Raw genomic sequence first — 16,819 nt, 5'->3', positions numbered from 1 at the left:
CGGACACGGAAGTCCTGAGGCGCCGATGAGTGTCGACACCTCCGCCGAGCCGCACCGGGCGGCCGGCGCGCCGCCGGCGCGACCGGAGCGGCTGACCTACCGGCAGGCGCTCGCCCGCCTGCGGCTGGCGCAGAAGACCGTCAAGGGCGCCCCGGCCTACTCCCGGTTCGTCAACAGGCGCATCGGCCGGCTGCTCGCGGCCGGGGCCTACGTCGTCGGGCTCACCCCGAACCAGGTAACCGCGATCAGCGCCGTGTTCACGTTCGGCGGCATCTCGCTCCTCGCCCTGGTCCGGCCGACCGTGCCGATCGGCGTCGTGATCTGCCTGGCCCTGGTGCTCGGCTACGCGTTCGACGCGGCCGACGGGCAGCTTGCCCGGCTACGGGGCGGCGGCTCGCTGGCCGGCGAGTGGCTCGACCACATAGTGGACGCCGCGAAGATCTCGTCGCTGCATCTCGCGGTCGCGGTGTCCTGCTACCGGTTCTCCGACCTCGGTCGCGGCAGCTACCTGCTGGTGCCTCTCGGGTACGCCGTCATAAACGCGGTGGCGTTCTTCGGAATGATCCTCAACGATCTGCTGCGCCAGCGCCAGGCCGCGCGCGCCGGGCTCCCCGTCAGCAACCAGCCGGTAGCGGTGCACGCACCCGTCTGGCGGTCACTCGCGGTGGTACCCAGCGACTACGGGCTCCTCTGCCTTCTTTTCGCCCTGCTCGGTGTCGGCGGCACCTTCGGCGGCGTGTTCGCCGTCGGTTACGGCGTCCTGGCGGCGGCGAACCTGCTGTTCCTGCTCGCGGCGCTGGTCAGGTGGTACGGAACCATGACCGCGCTGGCGCCCTCGGCGGCGCCGGCACGACCAGGAAACGGAAGCTCGGGATGACCACAGTGGGCTACGTGCCCGGCGTCTTCGACATGTTCCACATCGGGCATCTCAACATCGTCCGGCGCGCCCGGCTGGAGTGCGACCGGCTGGTGGCGGGGGTGGTGACCGACGAGGTCGTGCTGGCGGTGAAGGGGCGGCCTCCCGTCATTCCACTCGTCGAGCGCATCGAGATCGTCGGCAGCCTTCGGCTCGTGGACGAGGTGGTCGCCGATCCCCACCGGGACAAGTTCGACATGTGGCCGTCCGTCCGTTACGACGTGCTATTCAAGGGCGACGACTGGCGCGGTACCGCGAAAGCGCAGAAGCTCGAGGCCGATCTCGCGACCGTTGGTGCACGAATCATCTATTTCCCGTATACGGTCCACACGTCCAGCACCCTGCTTCGGCGGTTCCTCAGCCAACGAGTCGGCCCGGACGCGTCGGATGCCTCCGCCGCCGTCGGCTGACAACGCCAAGAGCATTTCCGGGCCGCCAGCCGGCCGGCGCGGACCGGTGTGGGCCGGTGTGGGCCGGCCCGCACCGGCGGCGTCTCCCGGCGCCTCGGCATGAACCGCTGACCTGCCTCGCCACCAGCACGCCGTCGTCGGCGCCCGGCCCCGCTCGCGGTGGCCAGGCCCCCGCCCGCGACGTCAGGCCCCGGCTCGCGCCACCCGCGCCGCGCTCTCGCGATGCCACGGCGCGCGGTGTGGCGCGGCCCGCGGCGCGCACGGCGAACGCCCAACGGACGGCCCGGCCATGCGCCGCCCGTCGGTCTCGTCCGTGAGCTTCAAGATGTCGACGCCGGCACGTTTCCGGAACCAGCACGATCCGGTCGCCGCGCCATCACGTAAAGCATCATGGCAAACACAAAGCGCGATTGTCCGACGTGAATCACGACCAGCACACTCCACGAAGGCGTCCCGCGATCTGTAACATACGGTGACGGCCGCGCTGGGAAGCGAGGGTTCTGTTCCCTCCCTCGCCCGCCCGCGCCGCCGTGCCTCCGCGCAGCCAGGACCCAGCAGCCGGGGGCGGCGGTTCGAGCCGCCGAGACGGACGCCGGTCGTCGGCCTGCGCGTTTCCGCTCTCGGCGGAACCCCGTGACGGAATCATGCCTGCTCCGCCACGGTTGCCATAGACGTTGCAGTAGACGTCTGGACCCATCGGGGCACGACAGCGATGTCGGCCCCGTCCGCGACGAGGTGGACGGGTTCTGGCGGGTAGGTTTCTGTTCGATGCGTGAGGACATGCCTCGGCGGAGCTAGCATGCGGATACCGGCTGTCGTGTGGTCGGTCGCAGCTCGAAGGAGCGCACATGTTCGAGAGATTCACCGACCGGGCACGTCGGGTCGTCGTCCTGGCTCAAGAAGAGGCCAGGATGCTCAACCACAACTACATCGGCACCGAGCACATCCTCCTCGGCCTGATCCACGAGGGTGAGGGTGTCGCGGCGAAGGCGCTGGAGTCGCTGGGGATCTCGCTCGAGGGTGTGCGGTCGCAGGTTGAAGAGATCATCGGCCAGGGGCAGCAGGCACCCAGCGGTCACATCCCCTTCACCCCGCGCGCGAAGAAGGTCCTCGAGCTGTCCCTGCGCGAGGCGCTGCAGCTCGGCCACAACTACATCGGCACCGAGCACATCCTCCTCGGCCTGATCCGCGAGGGTGAGGGCGTCGCCGCCCAGGTGCTGGTCAAGCTCGGCGCCGACCTCAACCGGGTCCGCCAGCAGGTCATCCAGCTGCTCTCCGGCTACCAGGGCAAGGGCGAGCCGGCCACGGCCGGCGGTCCGTCCGAGGGCACGCCGTCGACGTCGCTGGTGCTCGACCAGTTCGGCCGCAACCTGACCGCGGCCGCTCGCGAGGCCAAGCTCGACCCGGTCATCGGGCGCGAGAAGGAAATCGAGCGGGTCATGCAGGTGCTGTCCCGCCGAACCAAGAACAACCCGGTCCTGATCGGCGAGCCCGGCGTTGGCAAGACCGCGGTCGTCGAGGGCCTGGCGCAGGCGATCGTCAAGGGCGAGGTGCCCGAGACGCTCAAGGACAAGCAGCTCTACACGCTCGACCTGGGTGCCCTCGTCGCCGGCTCGCGCTACCGCGGTGACTTCGAGGAGCGGCTGAAGAAGGTCCTCAAGGAGATCCGCACCCGCGGCGACATCATCCTGTTCATCGACGAGCTGCACACGCTCGTCGGCGCGGGTGCCGCCGAGGGCGCGATCGACGCCGCGTCGATCCTCAAGCCGATGCTGGCCCGCGGTGAGCTCCAGACCATCGGCGCGACGACGCTGGACGAGTACCGCAAGCACCTGGAGAAGGACGCGGCGCTGGAGCGCCGCTTCCAGCCGATCCAGGTCGCGGAGCCCTCGGTGGCGCACACCATCGAGATCCTCAAGGGCCTGCGCGACCGGTACGAGGCGCACCACCGCGTCTCGATCACCGACGCCGCCCTGGTCGCCGCCGCGTCGCTGGCCGACCGGTACATCTCGGACCGCTTCCTGCCGGACAAGGCGATCGACCTGATCGACGAGGCCGGCTCCCGGATGCGCATCCGCCGGATGACCGCGCCGCCGGACCTGCGCGAGTTCGACGAGCGGATCGCCAACGTCCGCCGCGACAAGGAGTCCGCGATCGACGCGCAGGACTTCGAGAAGGCGGCGTCGCTGCGCGACAAGGAGAAGACCCTCCTCGCGGAGAAGGCGAAGCGCGAGAAGGAGTGGAAGGCCGGCGACATGGACGTCGTCGCCGAGGTGGGCGACGAGGAGATCGCCGAGGTGCTCGCCATCTGGACGGGCATCCCGGTCTTCAAGCTCACCGAGGAGGAGACCGCGCGTCTCCTGCGCATGGAGGACGAGCTCCACCGGCGGGTCATCGGCCAGGAGCAGGCCATCAAGGCCGTCTCCCAGGCGATCCGGCGTACCCGCGCCGGCCTGAAGGACCCGAAGCGCCCAGGTGGCTCGTTCATCTTCGCCGGCCCGTCCGGTGTCGGTAAGACCGAGCTGTCCAAGACGCTGGCCGAGTTCCTCTTCGGCGACGAGGACGCTCTCATCCAGCTCGACATGTCCGAGTACATGGAGAAGCACACCGTCTCGCGACTGGTGGGCTCCCCGCCCGGATACGTCGGCTACGAAGAGGGCGGCCAGCTCACCGAGCGGGTGCGGCGCAAGCCGTTCTCGGTCGTGCTGTTCGACGAGGTCGAGAAGGCGCACCCGGACGTCTTCAACACGCTCCTGCAGATCCTGGAGGACGGTCGTCTGACCGACTCCCAGGGCCGGCTGGTCGACTTCAAGAACACCGTCCTGATCATGACGTCGAACCTGGGCACCCGCGACATCTCCAAGGGCCCGGGCATCGGCTTCGCCACCGGTCAGGGCGCGGTCGACTACGAGCGGATGAAGGCCAAGGTCCAGGACGAGCTCAAGCAGCACTTCCGGCCGGAGTTCCTCAACCGCATCGACGACATCATCGTCTTCCACCAGCTGAGCAAGGACGAGATCATCCAGATCGTCGACCTCATGCTGGCCCGGGTGGACACGCAGCTGAAGAACAAGGACATGGCGCTGGAGCTGACTCCGGCCGCCAAGACCCTGCTCGCCATCCGCGGGTACGACCCGGTGCTGGGCGCCCGGCCGCTGCGCCGGACGATCCAGCGGGAGATCGAGGACGTCCTCTCCGAGAAGATCCTCTACGGGACGCTCAAGCCCGGCGAGATCGTCATCGGCGACGTCGAGGGCGACCCCGAGAGCGAGGACGCGAAGTTCGTCTTCCGCGGCGAGACGAAGCCCAGCTCGGTCCCGGACACCCCGCCGATCGACCTGGCGAAGTCCAGCGAGTAAGGCGGCCAGAGCGCCGCTGGTAGCCGCCGGCGGCGACTGATCGAAAGCGGGAGGGCGGCCACGGAGTCCGTGGCCGCCCTCTGGCGTGTCGGGAGCAGGTCACCAGGATGGGAACGGGGGCGAACAGCCGTGACGCGGCGGGTGGCGGACGGCGGTGGGGTTCACCTGGCGTTCGGGGCGGACCCGGCCAGATCGATGGTCGTGTCCTGGCTGACGGACGGCCCCGTGAGCCGGCCCATGGTGCGGTTCGCGCCGGTCGACCCGGACGCGGCCGAGCCGGGCGAGGCGTACGCGACGACCAGCACCTACCGGGACGCCGACCGCCGAAGGGTCTACGTCCAGCACGCCACGCTGGTCGGGCTGCGGCCGGGCGTCCACTATCGCTACGAGATCTCCCCCGCGCTCGGCGGATCCGAGCCGCCGGCCTCCCAGCGGACCTCCCGGGCGGGAACCCCGACCGGCGACTTCCGCACGGCCCCCCGCGCTGGCGGCACCGGCGAGGGCGCGGACGGCTCAGGGGCGGGCGCCTCGGAGGCGGACGGCTCGGCCTTCACGTTCACCTGCTTCGGTGACCACGGCACGGACCAGGAGGACGACCCGTACGGCACGCCGGCCTCCGGGGCGGTCGTCGCCGCGGTCGACATGCTGGCCCCGCTGTTCCACCTCGCCCTTGGCGACCTGTCGTACGCGAGCCTGCGGCGCGACCCCGCCGAGGTCTGGGCGGACTGGTTCCGAATGATCGCCCCGTCGGCCAGCCGGCGGCCGTGGATGCCGGTCGCCGGGAACCACGAGAGCGAGCGTGGGCTCGGCCGGTTCGGGCTCGACTCGTACCAGGCCTACTTCCAGCTGCCGGACAACGGCGCCGGCGGCGACTTCCAGGGCCTCTGGTACGCGTTCACCGTCGGCCGCGTCCGCTTCGTCGTGCTCTTCGGTGAGGATGCCTGCTACCAGGAGCACGGGCTGGTCTATTTGCGCGGCTTCAGCGGCGGCCGGCAGACCGCCTGGCTGGAGCAGACCCTGCGCGCCGCCCGCGCCGACCCCGAGATCGACTGGGTGATCGTCGCGATGCACCAGGTGGCGATGTCCACCGCCGCCTACCACAACGGCGGTGATCTTGGCCTGCGCGAGGAGTGGCTGCCGCTGTTCGACCGCTACGAGGTCGATCTGGTTCTTTGCGGGCATGAGCACCACTACGAGCGGACCCACCCGGTCCGCGGCGTCGTCCCAGGCTCAAGGGTGCTGACGCCACGGCCGGTCGTGCCCGTGAGCACCAGCACCGCCGCGACGGCCGACGCGGCGGTGTCGCCGACCGCGCCCACGGTGCCGATGGCGGCGCGAACCGCGACACCACCCGGGCTGGCGCTCGCCGGCGAGGTCGTGGACACGACCTCCGGAACCGTGCATGTCACCATCGGCACCGGCGGCTCGTCGTCGCCGAGCACGGGGGCGCTGTTCCACCCGCCGGCCGGCCAGGTGGTCATCGAGCCGGAGCCGCCGGACCCGCCGGCCGGTCCCGGCCGCCGCCGGTTCGGGAAGAGCCCGGTCAGCCGCCGGCGCACCATCCACGTGACGGAGGGAGCGCCGTGGCTCGCCGCGCGCTCCACCGACCACCCCTACGCGTTCGCCGCCCTCCACGTCGACCCCGGCATCCCCGGCGGGACGACGACCATCCGGCTCACCGTCCACGACTCGCTCACGCCGGACGAGCCGCCGTTCGACGAGGTGCTCTTCACCCGCCCCCGCCACGATGCCGTCCCGGACTGACCGGAACGGCCGCCCGCGGTCCTCAGCGGTGCCCCTCCAGCCCCGCCGATCCCGCCCGTCCAGTCGGTCCAGACGGCCCGGATGGTCCGGATGGTCCGGACAGCCCGGACGGCCCGGACGGCCCCGTTGATCCCGCCGGTTCAGGGTGTGCGAACAGCCTGAGCAGCGCGACCAGCGACGGCAGGATCACCAGCATGCCGGCGGCGATCGCGACCAGCAGGGCGCGCAGGTTCGCCGCCGGTGCCGCCGCACCGTCGACGGTGGCTCGGCCGACCACGAGATCCGGGTACTGAGCGACCGCCCAGCCCCACAGCACTCCGGCGGCCGCCAGCCCCGCGGCGATCCGCGCCGCCGTGAACCGCCGCCGCCACACCAGCGCCACCGCCCCGAGACCACCGAGGGCCGACACCGCGACGAGCGGCACGGACCGGGCGGCGAACCGGTCCGCGACGACGGGCGCGTCCGACCAGAGCAGCGGCAGCAGCACCGCCGCGAGCAGGCCGGCCACCACCGCCGCGGCCAGTGCCCGGCGCCGGAAGCCGGCGACGAGATGGGCGGCCGCCGGCCGCGCCGCCGCGTCCCGGCACAGGTAGACCGCGGCGAGAAACGCGGTGACCGCGACCGTGAACAACCCGCAGACCACCCCGAAGGCGTTGGTGAGCGGGGCGAACGGGGCGCCCTCGGCCAGGTCACCGGTGGCCAGCGCGGCGCCCGCCACCCCGAGCGAGAACGGCGTGAGCACGGACGCGGCGGCGAACACTCGCCCCCACCAGTGGTCCGGGCCGGCGGCGCCGCCACCGTACGCGCGGTACACGTAGGCAGCGCCGCGCAGCACGATCCCGAGCAGCGCGCCCACCAGCGGCACCTCCAGCGTCGACCCGACGACGCCGAACGCGGCCGGGAACCCGCTGAACAGGGCGACGATCACGAAGATCAGCCAGACGTGGTTGGCCTCCCAGACCGGGCCGAGGGAGCCGGCGACCAGCGCCCGCTGGTCCGCGGCGTCCCGGCCACGGGCCAGCAGGTCCCAGAGGCCGCCGCCGAAGTCCGCGCCGGCGAGCAGGGCATACACGGTCAGGCCGACGACCATGACGACGACGAGCAGGTCCGCCGCGCTCATCGCCCCGCCCCGCCGTCCCGCGCGGCCCGCCCCGCCGGCGCGACGTCCGGATCCGGGCGGTCGGGGTCGGGCGGGTACGGCTCGCTCGGCGGTCCTTCGGTCGGAGTCCGGGGCTCGTAGCCGGGGCCGCCGGTCGCCATCCGCCGCAGGATGAGTACGAGCGCGGTGGCGAGGCCGAGGTAGAGCGCGAGGGTGCCGGCGAAGATCCAGCCGATCCCGCCGGTGGCGGTGACCGCGTCGGCCACCCGCATCCGGCCCTGGACGATCCAGGGCTGCCGGCCGCCCTCGGTGACCTCCCATCCCGCGAGCATCGCGAGCACCGACGCCGGCCCGCTCGCCACGGCCGCGAGCAGCCAGGGCCGACCGGTGGGGAGCAACGGTCGCAGCCCGCGCCGTCGGCGGCGCAGTGCCACCGCGGCGACCAGCGCCGACAGCGCGATCAGCCCGGTGCCGAGCCCCACCATGGTGTCGAACGCGAGATGCACGATCGTCGCGTTCGGCCGCTCGTCCGCCGGTACCGAGTCCAGCCCTGTGATCACATGGTCGGGGTCGAACCCTTCCAGCAGCGACAGCCCGTCCGGGATCTCGATGCCGTACCGGACGTCACCGGTCTTCGGGTCGTACAGACCGCCGATCGTGAGCGGCGCGTGGTCCCGCGTGTCATACAGTCCTTCGATCGCGGCCAGTTTGGCCGGCTGGCGGGCGCCGACGACCCGGGCCGCCCAGTCACCGACCACGAGCTGGAGCGGCGCGCAGACCAGCACGACGACGAGGCCGACTCGCAGGCCCCTGTGGTGGTACGTGTCGCGGCGGCCCCGGAGCATTCCGACGGCGTAGATCCCCGCGACCACCCCACCGGTGCACATCAGCGCGGCGAGCAGCATGTGCGCGACCTGGGGCGGCGCGGACGGGCTGCGCAGGGGCGCCAGCGGCTCGGCCGCGACGACCTGGCCGTCCGCCGTCTCCACGATCCCGCCCGGCACGTTCATCCAGGCGTTCGCGGTGATGATGAACAGCGTCGACAGCGTCCCGGCGATCGCGATCGGCCAGAGCGTCAGCCAGTGGGCTCGAGGCGAGAGGCGCCTCCAGCCGTAGAGGTACATCCCGAGGAAGATCGCCTCGGCGAAGAACGCGAAGCCCTCGAGGGTGAACGAGAGCCCGAGCGCACCGCCGTAACGGGCCATGAACGCCGGCCAGAGCAGCCCGAACTCGAACGAGAGCACCGTGCCGGACACGGCGCCGACGGCGAAGAGCACGGCGAACGCTCGGGACCACTTCTTCGTCAGGGCGAGCCAGATCTCGTCGCCGGTCCGCAACCACCGGCCCTCGGTGTACAGCAAGAGCCAGGGGATGCCGACGCCGAAGACCGCGAAGCAGATGTGGAACGCGAGGCTGAAGGCGGTCTGGCCCCGCGCCAGCGCGAGCGAGCCGGCGAGCTGGGCGCCGGCGAGCTGGGTGGCGGCCTCGGCGACCACCGGCGAGTCGAGGACCATCCGTGGTCCCTTCCGAGCCGGCCGTGCCCCGAGATGACCGGCTCTATCTTCTACGTAACGTAGAAAGTTCTACGGACCGTAGAATAACCGCGGGCACGGGCCTTGCCGTGGCCCAGCACGGAGAACAGGCCGAGATCCCTGGCACACCTCGGAAACGACGAGGCCCGGCCGGGGCGGGACGCCGGTCGGGCGTCCGCGTCCGCCCTGGCCGGGCCTCGCGGGTGGTGCGGGTGGTACGGGGTGGTCCGCGGCGTCAGCGCGGCGTCGGTTCGGGAACCAGGTCCGCGACGACGACGGTGGTGTCGTCCCTGGCGCCGGCGAGCAGCGCAGCCTCGACGAGGGCGTCGGCGGCGCGCTCGGGCGGATCGCTGGCGAGCTGGTGGAGCAGGCCGTACAGCTGCTCGGGCTTCATGACCTTGGTCATGCCGTCGCTGGAGAGCACCACCCGGTCGCCGGCCCGGACCTCGACCTGGAAGAGGTCCATCTCGATCTCGTCGGCCAGGCCCACCGCGTTGAGCAGCGGACCCCCGGTGATGGCGTGCGGGGTGGTGAGCTGGCGCGGCTCGCCCTTGCCCGGCTGCAGCCAGACCGTGCTGTCGCCGACATGCGCGACGGTGATGGTCCGCCCGGTCGTCTCCTGCCTGCCGAGCACGACGACGTCGAGGGTGCAGGCCATGCCGCGCCAGGAGGGCTCGGACTTGGGACGCTGCCGTACCACCCGGTTCGCGCGCTCCACCGCCGCGCGCAGCCCCTCCCGGGGGTCGGCGGCATACTGCGGCCGGAAGCCGGCGACCGTCGTGACGGCGAGCGTGGAGGCGATCTGCCCCGCCGCCTCGCCGCCCACGCCGTCGGCGACGGCGAGCAGGCCGTCGACGACGACGAAGGCGTCCTCGTTGGGCCCGCCGCGCTTGCCGCGCCGCGTCCGCCCGGCCGCGGCCAGCCGCAGCGGTGGCGCGCTGAAGTGCTCGGGCTCCTCGGCGACGTATGGCCCGGGCCCGGTGCTCGTGATGCCCGCCGATGCCGCTGGGGGCGCCGCGGGCGCCGGCTCGGTCGGGGCTGATGGGAAAGGAGCTGCCGCTGCGGCAGGCGCCGGCGGGGCAGCCGGCACCTCGGGTAGCGGCGTGCGGTTCGAGGGCGACTGGACGGTCCACGCGGCGTCGTCGGCCACCCAGGCGGGGTCCACGCCATCCGTCGGCGCCGTCGAGCTGACGGTGGCCGGCTCGGGCGGGGCCGCCCGGGGATGCGGCGGCCCGCTGGGCGGCGGGGCCCAGCCGGTGGACTCCGGGTCGCGGTCGTCGTCCGGCCAGCCGCCGTCGCCGCCGGTGGGAACCTGCGTCGTCACGTCATCACTCCAGGCATGGTCAGCGCCGCGCGCGTCAAGGTCGGGGTCAGGTCCCGGGCCGGCGGCGCCGCCGGCCGCGGCGGCTGGCCCGCCTCCGGGCGCGCTCGCCTGTGTTCCGGCGCGGCCGCCGGCGGGCACGGTTGGCCCGAAGCCCGGTATGAGGTTCGCCGCGTCCGAGGAGTAGCGGTCGTCCGGGGCGGGCCGGCGCGCGCCGCCGGCACCACCGCCGGCGTTGCCGCGGCCGGCTCGGCGGCGGCCGGCCCGGCGGCCCGGCAGGCCGTCGTCCCGCCCGGGCTCGTCGGCGGGCGGCCGCTGACCGCCGGGGCCGTACTGCGTGCGGCCCGAACGACTGGACAGCACGACGAAGACCGTGGCGCCCACGAGGAGCACGACGATCAACATAATCGGTAGCAGTGAGCTCTTCATGGCCTCCGTACCCCCGCCGTGCCATCGATCAGGCCGACCTGACGCGGGCCGCCACTCGTCACACTGATCGTGCCGGTCATGCTGCCAGATCGCGGGCATGCCCGACCGCCGGTATCTGTCCCGTTGGTCCTAAGAAAGACGTCAGACCATGGCCGCGAGGGTAAGTGTCGGAACACCGACACCGGCTTGGCCATCTGGCCATCTTCCACCCGAACCGCCCGTCCGCATGGCAACCCCCGCGTAATGGCGGGCCCGTCACCCTTTTCGCGGTGTTCAGTCACCCTTTTGCGGCGTTCAGGCGGTCGGTCGACGGCTGAAGATATTCAGTGCACGCGCTGATCGGCGGGACAGTCCAGGGCGCTGGCCTTGGTCAGGCCGTCGACCGACAGGCGTGCCGACAGCCGCACCGGTCCCGGGGTCTCGGCCAGGATCCCGGTCCAGTCGCCGGCGGCGCGGAACACGCAGACGTTGCCCTCCGTGATCGACCAGAGGGAGGTGAAGTGCACCAGGACGGTCGCCACGCCCGGCGTCTGGAAGTCGACCGCGATCGAGCTGACGCCGAGCTCGGTCAGCGTCGCCGGTCCCCGCACCAGGCCGCTCGAGTCGGTGACGATCCAGACCTTCCAGTTGGCGTCCTGCCAGGCAAGGTCGAGGTAGGGCAGCCCGGACCGCAGCAGCTCGGCCTCGGCCTGCCCCGACGCGTCCAGCGGCACGTTCGGCAGCGCCACGTAGGTGACGCCCCGGGCCAGCAGCCAGTCGTGGTACGTGCTGGCCGTCAGCGTGCCGTCGTAGAAGAGCGTGTTGTCCTTCGTGTCCAGCTGGCGCAGCCAACCGCGGGCCATCTCCGCGTGCGGCGCGACGTAGCGGGCCTCCCAGTGCGCCTTGGTGAACGGGATCTCGACCCGGCCGGCCGGGACCAGGCCGTCGTCGCGATCGAGGTAGCTGAGCAGCCCGTTGTAGTAGCCGGGAGAGGCGGATGGGTCGCCCTGGGTTATCAGCGCGCCGTGCACCGGCCCGATCGACCAGCCGATCAGCGGTGCCGCGACGACCAGCAGGACCCGCGGCCGGCGGGCGAGCAGCACGGCGGCCATCGGCCCGGCCAGCAGCGTCGCCGGCCGGGTGATGTTGCCGCCGACCGACGACGGCACGAAGAAGAACACCGTCGCCGCCGCCGCCCACAGCAGCAGGCCACGGCGCACCGCCCGCTCCCGGCGCGGCACCACCAGCAGGCCGCCGCCGATCAGCGCCAGCAGACAGAGAAAGGTGAGCGCGGGAAAGGGCTGGACGCCCTCCTCGGGAAAGACCAGCGACACCACCAGGCCACTGAGCGCTCCCACCATCGGCAGGATCCGCCGCCACGGCAGGCTGCCGACCAGCGCCGCCGCCACCAGCAGCACGAACGCGCCGGACAGCGGCGAGGACAGCGATGAGCAGATCGCCCCGGCCCAGGCCACCCAGCCGCGTCGCTCCCGCACCCCGACCAGCGCGAGCGCCCCGAACGCCATCCCCAGCGCGAACGCGCCGCGGCCGACGACGAGGTTCGCGACGGTCACGACGGCGAACCAGACGACCGCGAGATCGTGGTGGCCGCTGCGGCGGCGTGGACCGCGCAGCAGCCGCGCCACCAGCATCGTCGACGCGACGCAGGACAGCGCCCCGAGCAGCCGGGTTCCGAACAGCGCGCCGAGGGGCGGGAACAGCACGCTGTAGCCGAGCACCGTGTGCCCGCCGTACCACTGGTTGTCCCAGAGCCGCGCGCCGCCGTGCTCGAACAGCCAGACCCGGTACTCCTGCGCCGGCGTGTCCGGCCCGGTGAGGCCGAGACCCAGCGTCAGCGCGCACAGCGCGGCCGTCAGCAGCCAGGGCCGCGCCCGCACGGCGCGGCCGACGAACAGCCCGGATCCGACCACCGCCCGGCGGACGGCCCCCCACCGGCCGGCCCACCCGCCGGTGGACGTGTGCCGTTCGCCGGCGTCCCCCGGCTCGCCAGCCCGCGCCTCGGTCGAGGCCGAGGTCGGGGCGGAAGCCGAAGCCGAGGCGGATGGCGGGTGCACCGATAGGGCACGATCGAGGCTGGCCGGGGCGGCGTCCGCCAGGGTCTCGACGACCAGGACCTCGACGGCCGGGGGATCGACGGGCAGAGAATCGACGGTCTGGGTCTCCACCGCCGGGACCTCGACGGCCGGGGGGCTGGCATCAACGACCGAGGAGGTCTGTGGGAGTGACGGAGCCGGATCATCGCCCAGCGCGGGATGGCTCGGCCCCTGGTGGTCTGTCAGCGGTTCCGCGGTCTCCGGAGGCGGCCCGACCTGCGGCGGAGGCGAGGCGGCCGGTGGCGGCGATGCCTCCCGCGGCTCCGACGGCGGACGGGCACGCTGGGGGCCCGTCGAGGATCCGGGTATGGCGAGGGGTCCTGCCACCCGGTGCTACCTCCCAGACGTTCCCGAGTCCTCGCCCACTCCCCGGCTGGGCGACCGACCGAGCCGGTTCCGCGACTGTCTGGCTGGTCGTCGCGGGCACTGGTGCGGCCATTGCGGCTGTTACTGCGGAGGGCCGGCTCGGGCCACGTGATCCGCGCGCAATCGACCCGACACCCTGGTGGGGCATTCTCCCATCCACTCCGCCCACCGGCACCACAAGGGGCGCCCTTGCCGGTATCGCCGCACTCGCGGTCATCGCCCTGTGCGTGTGCTGGATCACCCTGGTCCGGCGAGCCTTGTCCGGTCGGGCGGGTCCGCGCGCCGCGCTGGCGGCCGCCCTCACCTGGGCCCTGCCGTTCGCGCTCGGCCCGCCGCTGTTCAGCCGGGACGCCTACGCCTACGCGGCGCAGGGCGAGCTCGCCCGGCGTGGCCTCGACCCGGCGACCCACGGGGTGGCTGCCCTGGCGGCCGGCGGACCGGCGCCCGGCACCGGCTCCCCCCATCCGGCTGGAACCCTGGGCGCCGCGTTCAGCGACGCCGTCGACCCACGCTGGCGGGACACGCACACGCCGTACGGCGGCGGAGCGGTGGCCGTGGAGAGGTTCGCCGCGACGGTTGGCCATCTGCTCGGCGGCGGGCCGACGACGGCACTGGTGACGTTGCGGGTCGTCGCGGTCGTCGCGGTGGTGGTGATGGTCGCGTGCGCCGTCCGCCTGGTCGGCCGCCTGCCGCGCACCGCCGGCCCGGCCGGCGAGGGCCGCCGCCAGGGCCACCGGGACGGCGCGGGGGACGGCGCCCTCGCCAGGGCCGTCGTGCTCGCGCTCGTGGCCGCGAATCCGGTGACGGTGATCCACCTCGTCGGCGGGATGCACCTGGACGCGCTGGCCGCCGCCGCGCTGGCCGGGGCGCTGCTGATCGATCGACGCCGGGCCGGCGACGACGTTCCCATCGAGAGACCGGCCGGAGGGCCGGGGGTAGAGCCGAGTGGAGGGCCTTTCGGCGGGAACGCCCGCCGGGTCGTCTCCGGCGCCGCGGTGGCGGCGACGGCGCTGGCCTGCTTCGCGGGCATGATCAAGGTGACGGCTCTGCTCGGACTCGCCTGGCTGGTCGTGGCGCACGCCCGCGACGCCATGCGGCTCGCCCCGGCTTCGGACGCGCCCCGGCCGACGGCTCCGGGACCGGCGGCTTCGGAACCGCCGGCCGTCGGCCCGGGTAGCCGGGCCGCGGCTGGGAACCGGTGGTGGCTCGCGGCGGCGGCCGTGGCGGTCGACCTGGCCGTGGCGGCGGCGGTGCTCGGGCTGAGCGTGCTGGCCAGCGGGTTCCCGCCGACCTGGATCAAGGCACTGGCCACCTCGGGCGAGCTGACGACCGGGATCGCGCCCGCGTCGCTCCTCGCCACCCTCGTCGCGGCCGGGGCGGGCCTGGTGGGCTGGCGTGTCCCGGCTGGGCGCGATTCGGCCCTGCTGACCGACTGCCGCGCCGTGACCCTCGCGGCCGCCGCGGCGGTCGTCGCTGTCCTGCTGTGGCGGGCCTGGCGGCGCCCGCGGACCTCCGCGGCCACGGCCGGCGACCGGGATGGGCTCGCCGTGCTGGGGATCGGCGGGTTCGCGGTGGCGATCGGCAGCCCGGTGCTCTACCCCTGGTACCTCGGCCCGGCTCTGCCGATGCTCGCCGTCCTCATCGCCGACGAGCACGTCCGGACACGGGACGCGGCGGGGCCCGCCCGGAGGCGTTGCCGGGCCGGCGTGGCGGTCGTGTGCTTCACCTCGGTGTTGCTGTGCGGGGCGACGCTGTCTCCGCTGGCGCAGACGTGGCGGCTGCTCGGTCCGCACGGGCCGGCCTTCCCGGCCCCGCTGGTGGTGACGCTGGCCGTCGCGGCCGCGCTCGTCACGGCCACCGGCGCCGTGGCGACGCGACGGGCTCACCACCGGGCCGCGCCAGACTGACCCGGACGGCGTGCCAGGTGGCGACGAGCAGCAGCGCGTTGCGCCCCACGAGGACCAGGCTCATCACCACCCGGCCCTGGATGACGTCGTTGTAACGCCACGGGTAGACCAGCTGGCTGATCGCGACCACCGCCAGCAGCATGACCAGACACGTCCGCCGCCGCCCGCGGGCGTCCCGGCCGACCTCGGACGTCGCCGGATCGGCTCCGGCCCCGGCCCTGGCGTCGCTCCCGGTCCCGGCCGCGAGGGCGACGCCGGTGACGGCGACCGCCAGCACCCAGAGCAGGTACTGCGGGCTGAGCACCCGTGACGTCACGAGCACGACGAGCAGCAGCGCCAGCAGCCGGTCGCAGACGATCACCGCCCAGCCGGCCGAGGCGTCGGCCGGGGCGCGGGCGGCACCGGCCGCGGCGGGCGTTCTGGCGGGCAGCAGCCACCAGCGGACGACGACGGCCGCGACCACCACCAGCTCGACCACGGTGCAGACGGTCGCGACCGTGCGGGCGGTGGAGTCGCCGAACTGCAGCGAGCCGTAGGAGTACCGAGCCGTCTCGCCGGCTCCGAACATCCGGATGACGACGAGCACGGTTGCCGGCACGGCCTCCAGCTGCAGGCCCCGGGCTCGCTGGGCGCCGAGGAAACCGAGCAGGTCGCCACCCGCCCCGGCCGCGACGAGCGCCAGCCCCACGGCGGCGACGGCGACGGCCGCCCCGACGGCCATCCGCGCCAGGGCGCGGGCCGAAGGCCGGCCGACGGCGACCAGAAGGAAGGCGGGCCAGGCCTTGACCAGGGTGCCGACCATCGCGGCGAAGCCCGTCCGGCCGGGCCGCCCGGCGCCGAGAGCGAGCAGCCCCGCGACGACGCAGGCCGCGGGCACGAGGTCGAACCGGGCGAGCGTCACCGGCCCGAGCAGCAGGGTGCCCACCAGCCAGATCCGCGCCCCGGGCCCCGGCAGTCCCGGTCGCCCGCCGGCACGGGCGAGGGCGGCGGTGACCGCGGCGTCGATGGCGACCATGAACAGCGGGAAGCCGACCCGGTAGGACAGGCCCACGACGGCGTGGACGAGCGCCGGGACAGCGAAGACGAGGACCGCGCCCGGCGGGTACTGCCAGGTCTCGTCGGCGACCGGCAGGCCGTGGCTGTGGACGAACGCCTCCCCCCAGCCGGCGTAGAGGCGGACGTCGCCGAGGACGCCCTGCTGGGCGCCGAGCACCCGGCCGGCGAAGACCAACGTCAGCAGAACGGCCCGGCTGGCCGCCCAGAAGGTCCACAACCGCCGCCGCGACCACGGTTCACGCCACCTGCCCATGGCCCGGGCGGACCAGCCGCGGCTCTCGCCGACGCCCGCGGGCGGCACCGCGCCGCCGCCGTGCGCGGCGAGATCGGCGACACGCTCGGGGACGACACGCTCCATGTCCTTCACCACGCCACCGACCGTGTCTCGAAGTCGGCCACCGCCGCGCGAGGAGCGATCTTCCCTGCCGTCCGGCGACGAGCGGCCACGGCGCGCGCCGCCCACGCGTTGTCTCGCCGTGGCGAATCAGGGCGCATATCGCGGACCGTACCGGCCGACCACGCCGGGCCGCGTGGAGGGGATCGCTCAAGGCGGGTACCGTGCGTGAC

10 protein-coding genes are annotated in these 16,819 nt (G+C 73.5%); 5 read left to right on the top strand and 5 right to left on the bottom strand.

All coding sequences use genetic code 11. The features are described from left to right. Positions 1 to 25 precede the first annotated feature (25 nt). From FRCN3DRAFT_RS0207070 to FRCN3DRAFT_RS0207055, 4 genes are all read left to right on the top strand, one after another. The gene (locus tag FRCN3DRAFT_RS0207070; RefSeq protein ID WP_007511138.1) at positions 26 to 877 is read left to right on the top strand and encodes a CDP-alcohol phosphatidyltransferase family protein; all 852 of its coding nucleotides are present in this window, start codon (positions 26 to 28) and stop codon (positions 875 to 877) included. Positions 878 to 891: 14 nt separating this feature from the next. After that, positions 892 to 1,326 (top strand): FAD synthase family protein, encoded by a 435-nt coding sequence (locus tag FRCN3DRAFT_RS0207065; RefSeq protein ID WP_232793951.1) that lies wholly within the window; start codon positions 892 to 894, stop codon positions 1,324 to 1,326. Positions 1,327 to 2,174: 848 nt separating this feature from the next. After that, positions 2,175 to 4,685 carry an ATP-dependent Clp protease ATP-binding subunit gene (locus FRCN3DRAFT_RS0207060; protein WP_007511142.1) on the top strand — a complete coding sequence of 837 codons (2,511 nt, stop codon included), beginning with the start codon at positions 2,175 to 2,177 and terminating at the stop codon, positions 4,683 to 4,685. 129 nt (positions 4,686 to 4,814) lie between these two features. Next, positions 4,815 to 6,449 (top strand): purple acid phosphatase family protein, encoded by a 1,635-nt coding sequence (locus FRCN3DRAFT_RS0207055; RefSeq protein ID WP_007511144.1) that lies wholly within the window; start codon positions 4,815 to 4,817, stop codon positions 6,447 to 6,449. Between the two features lie 22 nt (positions 6,450 to 6,471). Here FRCN3DRAFT_RS0207055 and FRCN3DRAFT_RS0207050 read toward each other — a convergent pair whose 3' ends face one another. The 4 genes from FRCN3DRAFT_RS0207050 to FRCN3DRAFT_RS0207035 all read right to left on the bottom strand — a co-directional run bounded on the left by FRCN3DRAFT_RS0207050 (position 6,472) and on the right by FRCN3DRAFT_RS0207035 (position 12,995). Next, on the bottom strand, positions 6,472 to 7,569 hold the full coding sequence (locus tag FRCN3DRAFT_RS0207050; RefSeq protein ID WP_007511146.1) for a cytochrome d ubiquinol oxidase subunit II: 1,098 nt from the start codon (positions 7,567 to 7,569) through the stop codon (positions 6,472 to 6,474). Next, positions 7,566 to 9,062 carry a cytochrome ubiquinol oxidase subunit I gene (locus FRCN3DRAFT_RS0207045; RefSeq protein ID WP_007511148.1) on the bottom strand — a complete coding sequence of 499 codons (1,497 nt, stop codon included), beginning with the start codon at positions 9,060 to 9,062 and terminating at the stop codon, positions 7,566 to 7,568. Before FRCN3DRAFT_RS0207045 ends, FRCN3DRAFT_RS0207050 begins: the two co-directional genes overlap by 4 nt. 253 nt (positions 9,063 to 9,315) lie before the next feature. Then, positions 9,316 to 10,830, bottom strand: a complete 1,515-nt coding sequence (locus FRCN3DRAFT_RS0207040) for a PP2C family protein-serine/threonine phosphatase (protein WP_027140337.1) — start codon at positions 10,828 to 10,830, stop codon at positions 9,316 to 9,318. A 323-nt stretch (positions 10,831 to 11,153) separates the two neighbouring features. Beyond that, a complete protein-coding gene (locus FRCN3DRAFT_RS0207035) occupies positions 11,154 to 12,995 on the bottom strand; it encodes a hypothetical protein (RefSeq protein ID WP_007518893.1) in 1,842 nt (613 codons plus the stop codon). A gap of 176 nt (positions 12,996 to 13,171) precedes the next feature. On the opposite strand from FRCN3DRAFT_RS0207035, the gene mptB reads away from it, so the two are divergent. Next, entirely contained in the window at positions 13,172 to 15,196 is a 2,025-nt protein-coding gene (gene mptB / locus FRCN3DRAFT_RS0207030; RefSeq protein WP_483414345.1) for a polyprenol phosphomannose-dependent alpha 1,6 mannosyltransferase MptB, read from the top strand. Here mptB and FRCN3DRAFT_RS0207025 read toward each other — a convergent pair. Further along, a complete protein-coding gene (locus FRCN3DRAFT_RS0207025; protein WP_232793950.1) occupies positions 15,138 to 16,622 on the bottom strand; it encodes a glycosyltransferase 87 family protein in 1,485 nt (494 codons plus the stop codon). The two genes, mptB and FRCN3DRAFT_RS0207025, sit on opposite strands and share 59 nt — an antisense overlap. Positions 16,623 to 16,819 lie beyond the last annotated feature (197 nt).

This window comes from Pseudofrankia saprophytica (assembly GCF_000235425.2).
Lineage (GTDB): Bacteria > Actinomycetota > Actinomycetes > Frankiales > Frankiaceae > Pseudofrankia > Pseudofrankia saprophytica.
This window is presented reverse-complemented; position numbering and strand designations above follow the sequence as displayed.

Excerpts from the sequence above, each read along its gene's own strand:
- FRCN3DRAFT_RS0207040 (WP_027140337.1), bottom strand. The coding sequence starts at position 10,830 with ATGAAGAGCTCACTGCTACCGATTATGTTGATCGTCGTGCTCCTCGTG.
- FRCN3DRAFT_RS0207050 (WP_007511146.1), bottom strand. The coding sequence starts at position 7,569 with ATGAGCGCGGCGGACCTGCTCGTCGTCGTCATGGTCGTCGGCCTGACC.
- FRCN3DRAFT_RS0207070 (WP_007511138.1), top strand. The coding sequence starts at position 26 with ATGAGTGTCGACACCTCCGCCGAGCCGCACCGGGCGGCCGGCGCGCCG.
- FRCN3DRAFT_RS0207060 (WP_007511142.1), top strand. The coding sequence starts at position 2,175 with ATGTTCGAGAGATTCACCGACCGGGCACGTCGGGTCGTCGTCCTGGCT.
- mptB (WP_483414345.1), top strand. The coding sequence starts at position 13,172 with ATGCCTCCCGCGGCTCCGACGGCGGACGGGCACGCTGGGGGCCCGTCG.
- FRCN3DRAFT_RS0207045 (WP_007511148.1), bottom strand. The coding sequence starts at position 9,062 with ATGGTCCTCGACTCGCCGGTGGTCGCCGAGGCCGCCACCCAGCTCGCC.